Origin of the sequence: Pantoea sp. ICBG 828 (assembly GCF_002928355.1) — a bacterium.
GTDB classification, from domain to species: Bacteria; Pseudomonadota; Gammaproteobacteria; order Enterobacterales; family Enterobacteriaceae; genus Pantoea; species Pantoea dispersa.
Genome location: NZ_POWN01000001.1, coordinates 61,840 through 81,086, shown reverse-complemented (window position 1 = coordinate 81,086; position 19,247 = coordinate 61,840). Strand labels below are relative to the sequence as shown.

Sequence of the window (19,247 nt, the reverse complement as noted above, 5' to 3'; positions counted from 1 at the left end):
GTGATTACACCAGTCTTGTACTGTGCCAGGCGACCTGATCGGTCACCGTGTGGTACGGCGGACGCTGCAGTGCGTATGCCATGGTCATGGCATCCAGCATGGCCCAGAGAATGTCGAGTTTAAACTGCAGGATCTCCAGCATACGGTTCTGCTGCTCAGCGCTGGTAAAGACTTCCAGCGCCAGCGCCAGGCCGTGTTCCACATCGCGGTTCGCCTGGCTCAGGCGGCTGCGGAAGTAGAAATAGCCTTCCTCTTTGATCCACGGATAGTGCTGCGGCCAGCTGTCGAGGCGCGACTGATGAATCTGCGGGGCAAACAGCTCGGTGAGCGAGCTGCACGCTGCTTCCTGCCAGTTGGCGCGACGCGCAAAGTTGACATAGGCATCAACGGCAAACCGTACGCCCGGCAACACCAGCTTCTCTGACAGCAAGACTTTGCGATCGAGACCAACCGCTTCTCCCAGCTGCAGCCAGGCTTCAATGCCGCCTTCCTCACCGTTACAACCGTCGTGATCGAGGATACGCTGTACCCATTTACGGCGCGTTGCCGGATCCGGACAGTTGGCCATGATCGCCGCATCTTTCAGCGGAATATTGGTCTGATAGTAAAAACGGTTCGCCACCCAGCCCTGAATCTGCTCGCGCGTCGCGGCACCGTTGTGCATCGCGATATGGTAAGGATGGTGAATATGGTAATACGCGCCTTTGGCACGCAGCGCCTGTTCAAAGGCTTCGGGTGACAACGCCTCGGTAATAATCACGATGCGGACTCCTGCAAATGAATCGCCATGCCGTCCCAGCTCACTTCAATGCCCTGCTGCGTCAGGAACTGGCGCTGCGGCGAATGCTCGTTGAGAATCGGATTGGTGTTGTTAATGTGAATCAGAATTTTGCGTCTGGCCGGCAGCGCGGCCAGCAGCGCCATCAGCCCCTGCTCTTCCGCCAGCGCCAGATGGCCCATGGCTTTGCCGGTATTTTTGCCGACGCCGGTGGTCAGCAGCTCATCATCCTGCCACACGGTGCCGTCGATCAGCAGGCAGTCGGCTTTTCGCAGCCACGGCATAATCACCGCATCCGGTTCGCCGAGGCCCGGCGCATACAGCAGCGTCTGCCCGCTGGCGGTGTTTTCGATAAACAGCGCCACGTTATGTCCCGGCAGCGGACGATCGCGATACGGCGAATACGGTGGCGCATTGCTGAGAATTGGAATGGCGGTGAATTGCAGACTGGCGCAGACGTCAACGCGAAACGGCTCAAGCGGCGTAAGCGCACGATGCTGCAGGCCACCGTTCCAGTGCTGCAGCATGGTAAAAATCGGGAAGCCGCTGGTGAGGTCGGCATGCACTTCCGGCGTGCACCATACCTGATGCGGGCAGCCCTCACGCAGGCTCAGCAGACCGGTGGTGTGATCGATCTGGCTGTCGGTCAAAATAATGCTGCCAATCGCCGTTCCGCGCAGCACGCCGTGTTTCACCAGTTCCGGTGTCCGGGCGATTTGCTGGCTGATGTCCGGCGAAGCGTTGCACAGCACCCAGTCGGTACCGTTATCGCTGACAATGATTGAGGATTGGGTGCGCGCCTGCGCCTGGAGCGTGCCGTTACGCAGCCCGCTGCAGTTGGCGCAGTTACAGTTCCACTGCGGAAAGCCACCGCCAGCCGCCGAACCGAGGACTTTAATAAACATGTGAAGGACCGAAGCAGGAAAAGAAAATGCCCGCACGAACGGCGGGCAGGACGTCTTAGCGGTTGGAGATGTACAGCGTTACTTCCAGGCCCAGACGCAGGTCAACAAACTCAGGTTTTTTCCACATAATATTCTTCCTCATAGTCTTAAAACGCAGAGCAGGCTCTGCTAAAAACATTGCGGCAGAAACAAGGCTTCCGCCAGCAATGGATAACGCGGGGCGATGTTGCGCCAATGTAGCGAGCAGATCAACCCTGATAGCGTAAGGAAATACACTTACGCCTGCCAGATTTGGTGCAATACCCGCTGCCAGTTGCCCCAGGCAAGTTGTTCCAGCAATGCCTGATCATAGTTGAGACTGCGCATCAGCGCATACAGCCGCGGCAAACCGGTGACATCTTTAAGCTCTGCGGGCACGCTGATGCCGTCAAAATCCGACCCCAGCGCGACGTGATCGCTTCCCATAATAGTCATCAGATGCTCACAGTGTTTAACAATTTCGATCAAGCCGCCATCATCTTCGCGCTTACCGTCGGCGCGCAGAAAGGCGTTGCCGAAGTTAATGCCGACCACGCCACCGCTATCGCGTATCGCCCGCAGCTGGTCGTCGGTAAGGTTGCGCGGCTGCGCGCACAGCGCGTGCGCATTCGAGTGACTGGCGACCAGCGGCGCGGATGAGAGCCGGGCTGTGTCCCAGAACGCTTTTTCATTCATGTGCGACACGTCGATCATCATGCGCTGCTGATTTGCCAGCGTGATCAGCCGCTCGCCGTCGGCGGTCAGTCCCGGACCGCTATCCGGCGAACCGGGAAACGCGCCAGTGACGCCAGCGCCAAAGCGATTTTCCAGATTCCAGAACGGACCGATGCTGCGCACGCCCGCCTGCCAGAAGGCGGCAAGGTCGGCGCCGTCGCCGTCAAAACCGTCCGCGCCCTCAATGTGCGCCACCATCGCCAGCACGCCGTCGCGCCGGCAGGCGGCGATATCGGCGGTGCTGAGGCACAGGCGCGCCCGGCCGTCAGAACGGGCAACCAGCGTTTTCAGAATCTCCAGCTGCTGCCACAGGATCTCCAGCGGCTGCCACGCTTCACCGGCCAGCTGAGGTGCTACTTCGCTGACGTAGCGCTGCGGCGGCACAAACAGCGCAAACAATCCGCCGGAAAAGCCGCCCTGCTGCATGCGCGGAAAATCGAGGTGTCCTTTTTCGATACCGGTAAAGAAGGCAGTGGCCGGATCGTCGCGATGATGCAACCACAGGTTGAGCAACAGGTCATTATGACCATCAAAGGTTTTGATTAACATTGGGTTATCCGCCACGGATTTGATGCCGCCATGCTACGCGCATCCCGCCTGTTCGCCAAATACCGGCGCACAAAGGGTTACTGTTGTGCCACCTGCAGACCGCGATAAAAGGTCGGCTTGACATCGAGTGGCTGAGTAATCAGGCCGTACTTTTGATAAAAGTCGGCGGTTTCCTGCTGCTGTTGTACGGTGTGGTCGTCAATGCTCTGCCAGTGTGACTGACGTCGGGCAAAAGATTTGGCGGCAGCCTCCTGAGGAAAACCGATGATCTTCGCCAGCCTGGCGGAATACGCCTCAACGTGGCGATTGGCCCAGCGATCAGCGGCCGCCAGCCGGTTAATATAATCCTGCAGCGCCGCACGTTTACTGGCGTCACTCAGTGCCGCATCGGTGGCGGCGAGGAAGCTGTTGCCGCTGGAGAGCCCCACGCCGTTGATCAGCACGCGGCCGGTATGCGTTACTTCTGCCAGCGCGGTGTAAGGATCCCAGGTTGCCCACGCATCGACGGAACCACTTGCCAGCGCAATGCGCGCATCGGCAGGCGTGAGAAAGCGCCAGCTGACGGCTTTATCGCTCAGCCCGGCACTTTCCAGCGCTTTCAGCGCGATAAAATGACCGATCGACCCGCGCCCGGTGGCGATGCGTTTACCGCGCAGATCCCGCGGCGTTTTGATGGGTGACTCCGGTGCAACCAGCACCGCCAGCCCGGCCGGGGTGGATTTGCTGACGGCCACCGCTTTAACCTGCGAACCTGCGGCCAGCGAGAACAGCAGCGGCGCATCACCAATAATACCGGCATCAACCGCCCCGGCATTCAGGGCTTCGGCCAGCGGAGCGGCGGCCGGAAATTCCGCCCATTCGATACGGTAGGAGAGATCGTTGAGCTGCTGCGCTGCTTCCAGCTCGGCGCGCATGTTGCCCTTTTGATCGGCAATGCGCAGGGTAACGCTGTGCGCCGCGACGCTGCCGCTGGCCAGTAACAGCATCGTTAAAGTCACTCTTTTCATTATCATTTCTCTGCAGATGAAAAGCCCAGACTACCCTGCGCGTAACAAATGACCGATGCCGATTTCGCATGAGGATTGCCGGAAGGAACATAACGACGCGCGGCTGACGATGGCGCAAAAAAAAGCCCGCAACACGAGGTGCGGGCAACGTAATACTGGAAGCAATGTGAGCAATGTCGTGCTCTTCTTCGGTAGAGCCACCGTCGAAGCGCAGAAGAATAATAATCATTCCTATTATCATCTGTAAAGCTCTAATTGAGAATTTTTCTCATTTCCACACTAAGGTTGTGCTTACCCCCTTCTCCCGCTGGGTAAAAAAAGCGCAGATACGCGGCGGATTTGGGGAGTACGCTTGCTTTGCGATACACTCTCGCTATTGCCCGAGAATCGTTGAGTTCTATGCCAAAATTATTCCCCGCGCTGCTGCTTGGTCTCAGCGTCCTGAGTGCCTCTGCGCTCGCCGCGCCCGCGGACTCTATCCGCCACAGCGGCTTTGTTTATTGCGTCAACGGCACGGTTAACACCTTCAACCCGCAGATGGTCAGCAGCGGGCTGGTGGTCGATACGCTGGCGGCACAGTTGTATGACCGCCTGCTCGACGTCGACCCTTATACCTATCGCCTGATCCCCGATCTGGCGCAGAGCTGGGAAGTGCGCGATAACGGCGCGACTTACCGCTTCCACTTGCGCAAAGATGTTTCGTTCCAGCATACCAACTGGTTTACGCCGACGCGCAAAATGAACGCCGACGACGTGGTCTTCAGCTTTGCCCGCATGTTCGATCGCCAGCATCCGTGGCATAACGTCAACGGCGGCAGCTATCCCTACTTCGACAGCCTGCAGTTTGCCGACTCGGTGCAGAGCGTGAAGAAGCTGGATAACGACACGGTAGAGATCCGCCTCAACAGCCCGGACGCTTCGTTCCTGTGGCATATCGCCACCCACTACGCGCCGGTGTTGTCGCAGGAGTACGCCAGCCAGCTGAGCGCGGCAGGCCAGCAGGAACAGCTGGATCGCCAGCCGGTGGGCACCGGCCCGTTCCAGCTGAGTGAGTACCGCACCGGGCAATATCTGCGTCTGGCGCGCAATCCGCACTACTGGAAAGGCGTGCCGCGTCTGCAACAGGTGGTGATCGACCTCGGCGTGGGCGGCACTGGTCGCCTGTCGAAATTGCTGACCGGCGAGTGTGACGTACTGGCCTACCCGGCCGCCAGCCAGCTGTCGATTCTGCGCGACGATCCGCGCCTGCGCATGACGCTGCGTCCTGGCATGAACATCGCCTATCTGGCGTTTAACACCCGCAAACCGCCGCTCGACCGTCCGGAAGTGCGCCACGCGCTGGCGCTGGCGATCAATAACGAGCGGCTGATGGAGTCGATTTATTACGGCACGGCGGAAACCGCAGCCTCGATTCTGCCGCGCGCCTCGTGGGCCTACGATAATGATGCGCGCGTGACGGAATACAATCCGGCAAAAGCGCGTGAAGCATTAAAAGCGCTGGGCATTGAGGATTTGCATCTGCGCCTGGTGGTGCCGACCACCTCGATGTCGTGGAACCCCAGCCCGCTCAAAACCGCCGAGCTGTTGCAGGCGGATCTGGCGCAGGTGGGCGTGCGCGTCACCATCGCGCCGGTCGAAGGACGTTTTCAGGAAGCACAGCTGATGGCCATGAACCACGATTTAACCCTGACCGGCTGGGCCACCGACAGTAACGATCCGGACAGTTTCTTTCGCCCGTTGCTGAGCTGCGCGGCGATTCGTTCGCAGACCAACTACGCGCACTGGTGTTCGCCGGCGTTTGATGAGGCGCTGCAGCGAGCGCTGCTGTCGCAGCAGCTGTCGGCGCGTATCGACAGCTACGATCGCGCCCAGCAGATGCTGGCGCAGGCGCTGCCGGTGCTGCCGCTGGCGTCGTCGCTGCGCCTGCAGGCTTACCGGCACGATATTAAAGGCCTGGTGCTGAGTCCCTTCGGTAATGCCTCGTTCGCCGGGGTTTACCGCGATGAGCACGGCGAGGAGTAAGCATGATCATCTATCTGTTGCGTCGCCTGCTGCTGCTGATCATCACCCTGTTCTTACTCTCGCTGGTGAGTTTCAGCCTGAGCTATTTCACGCCTAACGCGCCGCTGGAAGGCGCCTCGCTATTCGATGCCTGGTGGTTCTGGTTTAAAGGGCTGCTGCAGTTTGATTTCGGTGTCTCCAGCACCAACGGTCAGGCAATTGATATACAGCTGCGCGAGGTGTTTCCCGCCACGCTGGAACTGTGCGTGCTGGCGTTTATGCTGGCGCTGCTGGTCGGTATTCCGCTCGGCATCTGCGCCGGCGTGATGCGCAATAAATGGCAGGATAAAGCCATCAGCGCGCTGGCGCTGCTGGGCTTCTCAATGCCAGTGTTCTGGCTGGCGCTGCTGTTTACCCTGCTGTTTTCGCTGACGCTGGGCTGGCTGCCGGTTTCCGGCCGTTTCGACCTGCTCTATCCGGTGCAGAACATTACTGGTTTTGCCCTGATTGACGCCTGGCTTAGCCCTTCACCGTGGCGGCACGAAATGCTGGTCAGTGCGCTGACGCACCTGATTCTGCCGGTGATCGTGCTGGCTGTGGCACCGACCACCGAAGTGATTCGCCTGCTGCGCAACAGCACCAGCGACGTGATGGATAAAAATTACGTCAAGGCAGCGGCAACGCGCGGCTTGTCGCGCTTCACCGTGATTCGCCGTCACGTGTTGCACAACGCACTGCCGCCGGTGATCCCGCGTCTTGGCCTGCAATTCTCCACCATGCTGACGCTGGCGATGATCACCGAAGTGGTGTTCAACTGGCCCGGACTGGGACGCTGGCTGATTAACGCCATCCGTCAGCAGGATTACGCGGCGATCTCCGCGGGCGTGATGGTGGTTGGCGGGCTGGTAATTCTGGTCAGCGTACTGTCGGATATTATCGGTGCGGCGCTCAATCCGCTGAAACACAAGGAGTGGTATGCCCTCAGATAACATCTACGCCGAGAAGCGGCTGCCGAGTGCGTTTCGCCTCAGCTGGCAGCGCTTTTATCGCGATACCAGCGCCATGATTGGCCTGTACGGCTTCGGCATCCTGCTGTTTCTCTGCCTGTTCGGCGGGCTGCTGTCCCCTTACGGTATCGACCAGCAGTTTCTCGGCTATCAGCTGTTGCCGCCGTCGTGGTCGCGCTACGGCGATGTCTCCTTCTTTCTCGGCACTGACGATCTCGGGCGCGATGTGCTAAGCCGTTTACTGAGCGGCGTGGCGCCGACGGTTGGCTCTGCGCTGCTGGTTACGGTGCTGGCAGCAATCTGCGCGCTGCTGCTGGGCGTGCTGGCGGGAATTACCCACGGTTTGCGCTCGGCGGTGATGAATCACGTGCTGGATACGCTGCTGTCGATTCCCTCTCTGCTGCTGGCGATTATCGTGGTGGCCTTTCTTGGCCCGCGGCTGGAGCATGCGATGCTGGCGGTACTGCTGGCGCTGATCCCGCGTCTGGTGCGCGAAATCTACACGGCAGTGCATGACGAGATGGAAAAAGAGTATGTGGTGGCGCTGCGGCTGGATGGTGCGCGTAACCTGAATATTCTGTGGAATGCGGTGCTGCCAAACGTCCTGCAGCTTCTGGTCAGTGAATTTACCCGCTCGCTGTCGATGGCGATCCTCGACATCGCCGCGCTCGGCTTTCTTGACCTCGGCGCGCAGCTGCCCTCGCCCGAATGGGGGGCGATGCTGGGTGACGCGCTGGAGCTGATTTACGTGGCGCCGTGGACGGTGATGCTGCCGGGTGCCGCGCTGATGGTAAGCGTATTGATTGTTAACCTGCTGGGCGATGGCATCCGTCGCGCCGTCGCTGCGGGAGTGGAATAATGCCGTTACTGGACATTCGAAATCTGACCATTGAATTCATGACCGCTGAAGGTCCGGTGAAAGCGGTCGATCGCATCAATCTGACGCTAAACGAGGGCGAAGTGCGTGGCCTGGTGGGCGAATCCGGCTCGGGGAAAAGTCTGGTGGCGAAAGCCATCTGCGGCGTGACCAAAGATAACTGGCGTGTCACCGCCGATCGCATGGTGTTCGATGATATCGATCTGCTGCGCCTGTCGCCGCGCGAACGGCGGCGCATCGTTGGCCATAACGTGTCGATGATTTTTCAGGAGCCGCAATCCTGCCTCGATCCTTCTGAGAGTGTCGGCCGCCAGCTGATGCAGGCCATTCCACGCTGGACCTTTAAGGGCCGCTGGTATCAGCGCCTGTGGTTCTGGCGCAAAGAGCGCGCCATTGAGCTGCTGCACCGCGTCGGCATTAAAGATCACAAAGACATTATGCGCAGCTTCCCGTATGAGCTGACCGAAGGCGAATGTCAGAAGGTGATGATCGCCATCGCGCTGGCTAATCAGCCGCGCCTGCTGATTGCCGATGAGCCGACCAATGCCATGGAGCCCACCACGCAGGCGCAGATTTTCCGTCTGCTGAGCCGCCTCAATCAGAATAACAACACCACGATTTTGCTGATCAGCCATGACCTGCGCACCATGAGTCAGTGGGCGGACCGCATCAACGTGATGTATTGCGGACAAACGGTGGAAACCGCGCAGAGTGACGATCTGATGGAAACGCCACACCATCCGTATACGCAGGCGCTGATCCGCGCCATGCCCGACTTTGGCCGCGCGCTACCGCATAAAAGCCGCCTGAATACGCTGTCCGGCGCGATACCGTCGCTGGAACATCTGCCGATTGGCTGCCGTCTCGGTCCGCGCTGCCCTTACGCGCAGCGTAAATGCATCGAAACGCCGCGCCTGAGCGGCACTAAAGCACATCTTTATGCCTGTCACTTCCCGCTGAATATGGAGAGCCAATAATGGAAACTCTGCTGGAAGTGCGCAACCTGAGCAAAACCTACCGCTACCGCACCGGGCTGTTCCGGCGCCAGCATGTTGAAGCGGTGAAAAACGTCAGTTTTACCCTGCGCGAAAAGCAGACGCTGGCCATTATCGGCGAAAACGGTTCGGGCAAATCCACGCTGGCGAAGATGCTGAGCGGCATGGTGGCGCCAAGCGAAGGTGAGATGCTGATCGACGATCACCCGCTTAGCTACGGCGACTACGGCTACCGCAGCCAGCGGATTCGCATGATTTTTCAGGATCCGTCGACGTCGCTCAATCCGCGCCAGCGCGTCAGCCAGATCCTTGATTTTCCGCTGCGGCTGAATACCGAGCTTGATGATGAAGCACGCGAAAAGCGCATTATTGCCACGCTGCGTCAGGTCGGGCTGCTGCGCGACCACGCCGGCTACTATCCGCACATGCTGGCCCCCGGCCAGAAGCAGCGTCTGGCGCTGGCGCGCGCGTTGATTCTGCAGCCAAAGGTGATTGTCGCTGATGAAGCCCTCGCCTCGCTGGACATGACCATGCGTTCGCAGCTGGTGAACCTGATGCTGGAGCTGCAGGAGAAACACGGCATCGCCTATATTTATGTTACTCAGCATCTTGGCATGATGAAGCACATCAGCGACCAGGTGCTGGTGATGCATCAGGGCGAAGTGGTGGAGCGAGGCGGCACCGCTGACGTGCTGGCCTCGCCGCTGCACGACTTAACCAAACGGCTGATTGCCAGCCATTTTGGCGAAGCGTTAACCGCCGAGGCGTGGCGCCGCGAGCGTTGAGTGCTACGGCCGTAGCGGAAAACGCGGCGCGATTTACCCCATTTGATACAGACGTGCTAGAATCCGCACGTCGATTAACGTCGGTCGCACAATTTTTAATCATCGCGACCGCCAACAACAATGACCATAAGGATTACAGCTATGGGTTTTCTTTCCGGTAAGCGCATTCTGATTACTGGCGTTGCCAGTAAACTTTCCATCGCCTACGGTATTGCGCAGGCGATGCACAAACAGGGCGCAGAACTGGCTTTCACCTACCAGAACGACAAACTGAAAGGTCGCGTGGAAGAGTTCGCTAAAGAACTGGGTTCAGACATTGTTCTGCCGTGCGATGTGGCAGAAGACGAGAGCATCACTGCCCTGTTCACTGAACTGGCAAAAACCTGGCCGAAATTTGACGGCTTTGTTCACTCCATCGGCTTCGCCCCGGGCGACCAGCTGGATGGCGACTACGTGAACGCCGTTACCCGTGAAGGCTTCAAAATCGCGCACGACATCAGCGCCTACAGCTTTGTGGCGATGGCCAAAGAGTGCCGCGCGATGCTGAACCCGAACGCAGCACTGCTGACCCTCTCTTACCTGGGTGCAGAGCGCGCTATCCCGAACTACAACGTGATGGGTCTGGCGAAAGCGTCGCTGGAAGCCAACGTGCGTTACATGGCGAATGCGATGGGTCCGGAAGGCGTGCGTGTTAACGCCGTGTCTGCTGGTCCAATCCGTACCCTGGCCGCATCAGGCATCAAAGATTTCCGTAAGATGCTGGCACACTGCGAAGCGGTTACCCCGATTCGCCGCACCGTCACCATCGAAGACGTGGGTAACTCTGCGGCCTTCCTGTGTTCAGACCTGGCGGGTGGTATCACCGGTGAAGTGGTGCACGTGGATGGCGGCTTCAGCATTGCCGCGATGAACGAGCTGGAACTGAAATAAGTTCTGCGGGCGAGCCAGGTGCTCGCCCTTTTTCTTTTCTCTCCCCGCCTTATAGCCACACGCTATTAATTATTCCCCATGATTCTTTTGCCGTGGACAGCCGTTCAGCGACGATAAGCTAGCCCTTGAGTGGCGATGCGCTTTTCAGATTTGCCCGTTGTGCACTCAGTCCGTTTTTTGCGAAAGGAATGACCATGGAACACCGCCGTTCTCCCGGCCATGACCACTGGTTTTATGAAAGCCAGACTCGCCCGCATACGTCCGCTACTGCTCCCCTGGTTCCCGAAGCCGCTCATATTGATGACCGTTTTCTGCTCGGCCTGCAGCAGGAAGCCAGCGCCCTGCAGCCGCTGCTGCAGCACTTTCAGCCAGTGCTACAGGCGGCACGTGACCTGAGCCATACCCTGCTGCCCGATGCGGTCAGCACCTCGCTGACCCACACGCTAACGCTGTACGATCGTCTCAGCACCGCACTCACGGTGGCGCAGGTGGCTGGCGTGCAGCGGCTGTGCAATCACTACTCGGCGCGGCTTAATCCGCTGCCGGGACCGGATTCTTCGCGCGAAAGCAATAATCGCCTGACGCAAATCACGCAGTATGCGCGCCAGCTGGCGATGCAGCCGGAGCTGATTACCGCCAGCAGCATCAGCGCGCTGGATGCGGTAGGCCTGACTGAACCCGATATCGTTACGCTCAACCAGCTAGTAGGCTACGTCAGCTATCAGGCGCGCGTGGTCGCCGCGCTTCAGGCGATGATGGGCCTGCCGGTGCGCTGGATCCCTGGCGTCACGCCGCCCGCCGACGCCGATGCGGCGCTGTTCAGTCAGGCTGCTGCCTGGCAGCACGCCATCAAGCCGGTTGAGCTGCGCTATGCCAGCGCTGACCAGCTGGCGGCGGTGACCTTTTGTCAGGGTATGGCCGGACTCGACGACGCCGTCTGGCTGCTGGTGCACGATGCCCAGGCGCTGTATGGCTGGGCGACGCTGCGTCAGCGGCTTGAGGCTTATGGTGGGGAAGAGGAACAGCTGGCGCAGGCAGTCAGCGCGCGCGTACTGGGCTGCCGACGCCAGTTCGCGCAGCTGGCGAACGGCTGGCGCGCGCGTTTGCTGCACGATGTGGATCAGGCCAGCGATGACAGCCTGACGCAGCAGGTAATCGCGCTGAGCGCCCAGCTTACCCGGCTGCCGGAGCGCTTCAGTGCTGCCCATCTGCAGCCGCTGTTAAACGCGGGCTGGGGCAGCGAGCGCCTGTTCACGCTGATGCAGGCGGTGGCATTTGCCAGCTGGCAGGATCGACTGCTGATGGCGCTGGGCGAAGCGCGCTAATCCGCCAGGTGGCGTCGTGCTTCGTCAAAGAAGTGCTGCGACAGCGGCGACGCCCTGCCCGGTTCGGCAATCACCAGCGCCGCCTGACGTCCCATTGGCGCGATATCAATTGGCCGGCGCGCCAGATGGTGCAGCATTTCCGGTAGCAGATGGCCGCAGGGCGACACCATGACGCCCAGGCCAACCTGCGCACTCTGAATCAGCTGCATCACCGAGGCGCTTTCCACAATCACCCGCGGCAGCACGCCGGTTTCACGCAGCTGTCCGTCGAGATAGCGACGGAAATAGCGTGTCGGCTCCGCCAGGCACAGCGGCTGGCTCGCCAGCATGTGCAGCGACAGCCGCTCATGCTGCAGCAGCGCCGGGAAATGATCGGGATGGAAAATGGCTTCGACACCGCGATCGTTGAGCAGCGCGGTCTGGAAATGCAGTTCCCGCAGTGACGTCAGCTCAAAAAAGCCGATACCGCCGTCCACGGTGTGGCTGTTAAGCGCTTCCAGCAGTTGATCGGCGCTCATGGCGGAAACGCGATAGTCGAGCTGCGGATAGCGCGCTTCCACCGCTTTCAGTAACGCCGGCAGCGCCACACTGCACTGTGGCATTACGCCCAGCCGCAGCGTGCCGTTGACGCCGTGCTTCAGCGACTCCACTTCCAGCTTCAGTCCCTGATACACCGAAACAATTTCGCGCGCCCACGTCAGCACGCGTTCCCCTTCTGGCGTGAAGCCGTCAAAGTTGTTGCTGCGATTGATCAGCGACAGCCCCAGCTCACGCTCAAGGTTTTTAAGCCGCATCGAGAGCGTGGGCTGGCTGACGAAGCTGGCCTCCGCCGCGCGGCCAAAATGGCGCTCGCGCTCCAGATTGCACAAATAAATCAATTGCTTGATGTCGATTTTCTTATCCACCGTCGAATTTTTATCGCGTTATGGTAGCAAAACTCGTCGCGCCTCAACGCGCACTCAGCGAAGAAATTTCTGCGTTGTCAGGCGGATTGCTCAGGCGGATAGCGGGTGATGTATACGCGGAGACGCGGCGGGTCGCCACCGACCGCGCCCCACATGATTAACGGTACCGCCCGGCATCAGGCGACGCCGAGCGCACTTTTCACCTCGTTAGCGATTTTCTCGACCTGCGGCCCGTAAATCACCTGCACATCGTGCTCACTGACGCGGTTGACGCCGTTGGCACCGGTCGACAGCAGCGTTTGATCCACCACTTCTTTCATCTCTTTGACCCGCACGCGCAGGCGAGTGAAGCAGCAATCGACGTCCTCTATATTGGCCTCTCCGCCCAGCCCGCTGATGATCACGCGGGTGCGTTCATCCGCCGCCACCTGCAGCGGTTTGGCTTCCTCTTCGGATTCGCGCCCCGGCGTTTCCACCTGCATCCGGGTAATCACCAGGCGAAAGCCCCAGTAATAAACCGGCGCATAAATGGCGCCCAGCACCAGCGTCCACCACCAGTGGGTTTTGCTGCCGCCGAGAATGCCAAACACCAGCAGATCAATCGCGCCGCCCTGCACGTTACCGATCATCAGGTGCAGCATCGACATCAGCATAAACGACAGGCCGGTCAGCAGCGCGTGCATCACGTACAACACCGGCGAGACGAAGATGAAGCAGAACTCCAGCGGTTCAGTGATGCCGGTGGTAAATGAGGTCAGCGCGCCGGCTAGCACCAGCGCTTTGACCCGCTGCTTATGTTCAGGTTTGGCGGTGTGGTAGATGGCCAGCGCGGCGGCGGGCAGACCGAACATCATCACCGGGATTTTGCCCTGGGCGAGAAACTGCGTGGCGGTGCGCACGGTTTCGTCCGGAATCGCGCCGGGATGGGTCAGCGAAGTGTTAAAAATATTCAGCGCGCCGACGATGGTCTGACCGTCCACCGTCGCCATGCCGCCAATCGGCGTAAAGCGCACGGTTTCATTGAGGATGTGATGCAGGCCGGTCGGGATCAGCAGGCGCTCGCAGGCACCGAGCAAAAAGGCACCGTACTGACCGCTTTTACCGATCATCTGGCCGACCCACGCAATGCCCTGGCCGATGGTTGGCCAGATAAGCGCCAGCAGCACGCCCGTCAGCGGCAGCACCACCACCGTCACGATGGGCACAAAGCGACGGCCGCCAAAAAAGCTGATCGCCGTGGGCAACTGCTGGGTATAGAAGCGGTTGTGCAGCATCACAGTGAGCAGGCCGGCAATCACCCCGCCCAGCACGCTCATGTTGTAGGTAAAAATGCCGAGCATGTCGATGTACTCGGCTGACGTCATCATGGCGCTGGTCTGGTCCATACCCGCCTGCTGCAGCGCCTCGGGCGTGGTGGTGGCTGCCGTCAGCCCTTTCGCCGCCAGCGTGGCGCTGATCCCCACATTCATGGCGATATAGCCAATCACTGCCGCAAACGCGGCGGTGGGTTTCTCCGCTTTGGCCAGCCCAATTGCGCTGGCGACGGCAAAAAATACCGGCAGGTTGGCAAACAGCGCGCCCGCCACTTTACGAATAAAACCGATGATCAACTGCGGCACCTGTAAACTGGCAAATGCTTCACCGGTGATCGCCGGATTCTGCAACGCGGCGGCCAGACCGAGAAAAATACCGGCGGCAGCAATGACGGAGATCGGCATCATTAAGGCTTTGCCGAATGCGTGAACCTGACTGGCAAGTTGCTTCATGGAGCGCGCCCTTTTGCTAACGGAAAGAGCAATTATTAGCCACTATTTGGCCGCGCACTTACACGCCGGCGCGCGACAGCCGATAATTTATGATGGCGATCACGCTTTTACCCCTGGCGCGCGATAAACGTTAACTATCGCACCATTAAGTCAATCAATTAGACAACTTTTGCCGTCAGTCGCACACTTCTCACCAACAGAAGTCATATTCTGATAACAATTCATAAACAATAAGCCTGCGACTATCATGAAATTTAAACGTAAGATTCAGCCCTATCGCGCCGCTGCGGGCGGCTGGGGCTCGCTGGAAGCCACCACCCGTTTTGTCCTTGACAGTAAAGCCGCCCTGAAAAACATGCGTAACCTGATGCGCATGAACAAAGCGCGCGGCTTTGACTGCCCGGGCTGTGCCTGGGGCGATGATAACAAGAGCACCTTCAGCTTCTGTGAAAACGGCGCGAAAGCCGTGACCTGGGAAGCGACGCGCCGCGTTGTTGAGCCAGAATTTTTTGCCCAGCACAGCGTCAGCACCCTGTATCAGCAGAGCGACTATTTCCTCGAGTATCAGGGCCGCCTGACCCACCCGATGCGCTACAACAGCGCGACCGATCACTATGAACCGATTAGCTGGGATGACGCCTTCGCGCTGATCGCGCAGCATTTGCAGGCGATGGATCATCCGGATCAGCTGGAGCTGTACACCTCCGGTCGCGCCAGCAATGAAGCCTCGTGGCTGTACCAGCTGTTTGGTCGCGTGCTGGGCACCAACAATTTCCCTGACTGCTCCAACATGTGTCACGAAGCCAGCGGCACCGGACTGAAACGCAGCATTGGCGTCGGTAAAGGCACCATTCGCCTGGACGATTTCGACCACGCTGATGCGATTTTTGTCTTTGGCCAGAATCCCGGCACCAACCATCCGCGCATGCTGCACAGCCTGCGTCACGCCGCCGATCACGGCGCCAGAATTGTGACCTTCAATACCCTGCGCGAGCGCGGCCTGGAACGTTTTGCCGATCCGCAGAAGCCGCTGGAAGTGGTGACGTCGATGGCCGGCAACATCAGTTCTGCCTATTATCAGCCCAACCTCGGCGGTGATATGGCGGCGGTGCGCGGCATGGTCAAAGCGCTGCTGGAGGAGCAGCGTAAACGGCTGGCTGCCGGTGAAAAAGGCATATTCGATCAGGCCTTTATTGACGCCAATACTCAGGGCGTTGAGCAGTATCTGGCCGCCGTGGACGACACCCGCTGGGAGCAGATTGTGCAGCAGTCGGGCCTGAGCGAAGCGCAGATTCGCGAAGCCGCCGCCATTTACCAGAGCGCCGAACGGGTGATCATCACCTGGGCGATGGGCATCACTCAGCACAAACACTCGGTCGATACGGTACGGGAAATCGTTAACCTGCAGCTGCTGTTTGGCCAGCTCGGCAAACAAGGCGCGGGCCTGTGCCCGGTGCGTGGCCACAGTAACGTGCAGGGTAACCGCACCATGGGCATCGACGAGAAACCGTCGAAAGCGTTCCTCGATGCGCTGGGCGCGCATTTTGCTTTTGAACCGCCGCGCGAGCACGGTCATAACACGGTTGAAGCGCTCAACGCCATGCTGCGTGATGAAGTCAAAGTGCTGATTGCGCTGGGCGGTAACCTCGCCGCGGCGGCGCCGGACTCACCGGTTACCGAAGAAGCGCTGCAGCATTGTGGTCTGACGGTGCACATCAGTACCAAGCTGAACCGCAGCCATCTGGTACCGGGCCACGAAGGCCTGATTCTGCCGACGCTGGGCCGTACCGAGCGCGATCGCCAGGCCAGCGGCAACCAGTTCATCACCGTGGAAGATTCGTTCAGCATGGTGCATGCCTCAGAAGGTGTCGGCATTCCGCTGGCGGAAACGCAGCGTTCGGAAACAGCCATTGTGGCCGGTATCGCGCACGCGACGCTGGGCAGCGACCACATCGACTGGCTCGGCATGGCCGCTGACTATAACGTCATTCGCGATCACATTGCGGCGACCATCCCCGGCTTCGCTGATTTTAACAGTCAGTGTGATATTCCCGGCGGCTTTTACCTCGGTAACGCTGCCGCAGAACTGCGCTTCAATACGCCATCGCGTCAGGCAGAATTCAGCGCGACGGCACTGCCGACCTCGCTGTTCCCGCAGCTGGGCAATGACGTTGAAGTGCCGTTCACGTTGCAGACGCTGCGCTCGCATGACCAGTACAACACCACCATTTATGGCCTGGATGACCGCTATCGCGGCGTGTACGGTCAGCGTGAAGTGGTATTTATCCACCCGGACGACATGGCGTCCCTCGGCTTCAGCGAAGGGCAGCTGGTCGACATTGAAACCCTGTGGAATGACGGTCTGACGCGTCGCGTCAGCGGCTTTAAGCTGGTGCCGTATAATATTCCGCGCGGTAACCTCGCCGCCTACTATCCGGAGACCAATCCGCTGGTACCGCTCTCCAGCTACGGTGACGGCAGCGGCACGCCCACCTCCAAATCGGTACCGGTGAAGCTGGCGCTGACCGCCGCCGCGCCCACCCAGCGTATCGCCTGAGTTCTCCGCGTTACCAGAAAGTAAAAAGCCGCGTAAAGCGGCTTTTTCGCCTGTTTTAGCCTTGCCGCGCGGACCTGATTCGCGTAAAACTGTCCACCGCTCTTAGGCCACGAAACTAAATATATTATGTTCCAGGATAACCCGCTGCTCGCGCAGCTGAAAGAGAAGCTTCACGCGCAGACCCCGCGCGCCGAAGGTGTTGTGAAAGGCACGGAAAAAGGCTTTGGCTTCCTCGAAGTTGACGCTCAGAAAAGCTACTTCATTCCCCCTCCGCAGATGAAGAAAGTGATGCACGGCGACCGCATTTCCGCCGTGATCCACACTGATAAAGACCGCGAGAGCGCGGAGCCGGAAACCCTGATTGAGCCGTTCCTGACGCGCTTTGTCGGCCGCGTGCAGAAAAAAGATGACCGCCTGTCTATCGTGCCGGATCATCCGCTGCTGAAAGACGCGATTCAGTGCCGTGCGGTGCGTGGCCTGACCCACGATTTCCAGAACGGTGACTGGGCTGTGGCAGAGATGCGCCGCCATCCGCTGAAAGGCGATCGCGGTTTCTATGCCGAACTGACCGAATTTGTTGTCACCGCGGACGATCACCTCGCACCGTGGTGGGTCACGCTGTCGCGCCACAATCTGGAGCGCGAAGCGCCGGAAGTGGGCTTTGGCGAGATGCTGGACGAACAGCTGCAGCGTGAAGATCTCACCGCGCTGATCTTTGTCACCATCGACAGCGCCAGCACCGAAGATATGGACGATGCGCTGTATGTTGAAGAGCTGGCAGAAGGTAAGCTGGCGCTGACCATCGCTATTGCCGACCCGACCGCTTACGTTGCTGCCGGCAGCGAACTCGACCAGATGGCCTCCAGACGCGCCTTCACCAATTATCTGCCGGGCTTTAATATCCCGATGCTGCCGCGCGAACTGTCAGATGATGTCTGCTCGCTGCGCCCTAACGTCAGGCGTCCGGCGCTGGTGTGTCGCGTTACTGTGCTGCCGGATGGCAGCCTGGCTGACGATGCCCACTTCTTTGCCGCGTGGATCGAATCCAAAGCCAAGCTGGTGTACGACGAAGTGTCGGACTGGCTGGAGAACAGCGGCAGCTGGCAGCCGGAAAATGACACCATCGCGCAGCAGATTCGCCTGCTGCATCGCCTGTGCCTGGCACGTGGCGAGTGGCGTCAGACGCACGCGCTGGTGTTCAAAGATCGCCCTGACTACCGCTTCGTGCTCGGTGAGAAAGGCGAAGTGCTGGATATTATTGCGGAACCGCGCCGCATCGCTAACCGCATCGTGGAAGAAGCGATGATCCTCGCCAACGTCTGCGCCGCTAAAGTGCTGCAGGAGAAGCTTGGCTTCGGTATCTACAACCTGCACACCGGTTTCGACCAGGCGAACGCGGAACAGGCGGCTGGGGTACTGGCTGGTCACGGTATCACGGTTGATCCGCAGGCCATTACCACGCTGGAAGGCTTCCGTCAGCTGCGTCGTCAGCTTGATGCGCAGCCAACCCAGTATCTCGACAGCCGCATTCGTCGTTTCCAGAGTTTCGCCGAAATCAGCACCGAACCGGGCCCGCACTTTGGTCTCGGCCTCGAAGCCTACGCGACCTGGACGTCACCGATTCGTAAATTCGGCGATATGATCAACCATCGTCTGCTGAAGGCTATCGTGCGCGGCGAAAGCATTGCGCGGCCACAGGATGACGTGACCCTGATCATGAGTGAGCGTCGCCGTCTCAACCGCATGGCCGAGCGCGATGTCGGTGACTGGCTGTACGCGCGCTTCCTCGCGCCGTTTGCCGGCACTGACCGCAAATTCAGCGCGGAGATCATCGACGTTTCGCGCGGCGGCATGCGCGTGCGCCTGCTGGAGAACGGTGCGGTCGCCTTTATCCCTGCCCCGTTCATTCACGCCGTACGTGACGAACTGGTGTGCTCGCAGGAGAGCGGCACCGTGCAGATCAAAGGTGAAGTGGCCTACCGCGTGACCGATGTGATTGATGTGACCATCGCCGAAGTGCGCATGGAAACACGCAGCGTGGTGGCCCGTCCGGCCGCCTGAGCATGAAATCGTGCGGGATAACAGCCGTTATCCCGCATTTTTCCCC

16 protein-coding genes are annotated in these 19,247 nt (G+C 59.6%); 9 read left to right on the top strand and 7 right to left on the bottom strand.

Going from position 1 to position 19,247, the window contains the following annotated elements; translation table 11 throughout:
• Positions 1–4: 4 nt before the first annotated feature.
• The 5 genes from pqqC to C1Y43_RS00360 form a co-directional block, all read right to left on the bottom strand.
• Positions 5–760 (bottom strand): pyrroloquinoline-quinone synthase PqqC, encoded by a 756-nt coding sequence (pqqC, locus tag C1Y43_RS00380; protein ID WP_104186595.1) that lies wholly within the window; start codon positions 758–760, stop codon positions 5–7.
• Positions 757–1,683: a pyrroloquinoline quinone biosynthesis protein PqqB gene (pqqB, locus tag C1Y43_RS00375; protein WP_104186593.1), complete on the bottom strand. Its 927-nt coding sequence runs from the start codon at positions 1,681–1,683 to the stop codon at positions 757–759. The genes pqqC and pqqB overlap by 4 nt, the downstream gene beginning before the upstream one ends.
• A gap of 55 nt (positions 1,684–1,738) precedes the next feature.
• The gene (pqqA, locus tag C1Y43_RS00370) at positions 1,739–1,810 is read right to left on the bottom strand and encodes a pyrroloquinoline quinone precursor peptide PqqA (RefSeq protein WP_010617686.1); all 72 of its coding nucleotides are present in this window, start codon (positions 1,808–1,810) and stop codon (positions 1,739–1,741) included.
• 149 nt (positions 1,811–1,959) lie between these two features.
• Positions 1,960–2,979: a dipeptidase gene (locus C1Y43_RS00365; RefSeq protein WP_233209791.1), complete on the bottom strand. Its 1,020-nt coding sequence runs from the start codon at positions 2,977–2,979 to the stop codon at positions 1,960–1,962.
• Between the two features lie 83 nt (positions 2,980–3,062).
• Entirely contained in the window at positions 3,063–3,992 is a 930-nt protein-coding gene (locus C1Y43_RS00360; RefSeq protein WP_104186589.1) for an ABC transporter substrate-binding protein, read from the bottom strand.
• Positions 3,993–4,391: 399 nt separating this feature from the next.
• Between C1Y43_RS00360 and sapA the strand changes: the two genes are divergently transcribed.
• The 7 genes from sapA to C1Y43_RS00325 all read left to right on the top strand — a co-directional run bounded on the left by sapA (position 4,392) and on the right by C1Y43_RS00325 (position 11,912).
• On the top strand, positions 4,392–6,014 hold the full coding sequence (sapA, locus tag C1Y43_RS00355; protein ID WP_058758605.1) for an ABC transporter substrate-binding protein SapA: 1,623 nt from the start codon (positions 4,392–4,394) through the stop codon (positions 6,012–6,014).
• 2 nt (positions 6,015–6,016) lie between these two features.
• The gene (gene sapB / locus C1Y43_RS00350; RefSeq protein ID WP_021505968.1) at positions 6,017–6,982 is read left to right on the top strand and encodes a putrescine export ABC transporter permease SapB; all 966 of its coding nucleotides are present in this window, start codon (positions 6,017–6,019) and stop codon (positions 6,980–6,982) included.
• Positions 6,969–7,859, top strand: coding sequence for a putrescine export ABC transporter permease SapC (sapC, locus tag C1Y43_RS00345; RefSeq protein WP_104186588.1), 891 nt, complete (start codon positions 6,969–6,971; stop codon positions 7,857–7,859). The genes sapB and sapC overlap by 14 nt, the downstream gene beginning before the upstream one ends.
• Positions 7,859–8,854: a putrescine export ABC transporter ATP-binding protein SapD gene (gene sapD / locus C1Y43_RS00340; RefSeq protein WP_021505966.1), complete on the top strand. Its 996-nt coding sequence runs from the start codon at positions 7,859–7,861 to the stop codon at positions 8,852–8,854. Before sapC ends, sapD begins: the two co-directional genes overlap by 1 nt.
• Positions 8,854–9,657 carry a putrescine export ABC transporter ATP-binding protein SapF gene (gene sapF, locus C1Y43_RS00335; protein ID WP_021505965.1) on the top strand — a complete coding sequence of 268 codons (804 nt, stop codon included), beginning with the start codon at positions 8,854–8,856 and terminating at the stop codon, positions 9,655–9,657. Before sapD ends, sapF begins: the two co-directional genes overlap by 1 nt.
• 141 nt (positions 9,658–9,798) lie before the next feature.
• Complete coding sequence (gene fabI, locus C1Y43_RS00330) at positions 9,799–10,587, top strand: enoyl-ACP reductase FabI (RefSeq protein ID WP_021505963.1); 789 nt, start codon at positions 9,799–9,801, stop codon at positions 10,585–10,587.
• 194 nt (positions 10,588–10,781) lie between these two features.
• On the top strand, positions 10,782–11,912 hold the full coding sequence (locus tag C1Y43_RS00325) for an oxidoreductase (protein ID WP_104186586.1): 1,131 nt from the start codon (positions 10,782–10,784) through the stop codon (positions 11,910–11,912).
• Here the strand turns inward: C1Y43_RS00325 and C1Y43_RS00320 are convergent.
• Both C1Y43_RS00320 and C1Y43_RS00315 read right to left on the bottom strand, forming a co-directional pair.
• Positions 11,909–12,805: a LysR family transcriptional regulator gene (locus tag C1Y43_RS00320; RefSeq protein WP_059012299.1), complete on the bottom strand. Its 897-nt coding sequence runs from the start codon at positions 12,803–12,805 to the stop codon at positions 11,909–11,911. The genes C1Y43_RS00325 and C1Y43_RS00320 overlap by 4 nt on opposite strands.
• Before the next feature lie 188 nt (positions 12,806–12,993).
• Positions 12,994–14,583: a PTS transporter subunit EIIC gene (locus tag C1Y43_RS00315; RefSeq protein ID WP_104186584.1), complete on the bottom strand. Its 1,590-nt coding sequence runs from the start codon at positions 14,581–14,583 to the stop codon at positions 12,994–12,996.
• 247 nt (positions 14,584–14,830) lie between these two features.
• Here C1Y43_RS00315 and C1Y43_RS00310 point away from each other — a divergent pair, with 247 nt between their 5' ends.
• Positions 14,831–17,140, top strand: coding sequence for an FdhF/YdeP family oxidoreductase (locus C1Y43_RS00310; protein WP_104186582.1), 2,310 nt, complete (start codon positions 14,831–14,833; stop codon positions 17,138–17,140).
• Between the two features lie 126 nt (positions 17,141–17,266).
• Positions 17,267–19,201 (top strand): exoribonuclease II, encoded by a 1,935-nt coding sequence (locus tag C1Y43_RS00305; RefSeq protein ID WP_104186581.1) that lies wholly within the window; start codon positions 17,267–17,269, stop codon positions 19,199–19,201.
• Positions 19,202–19,247: the final 46 nt, after the last annotated feature.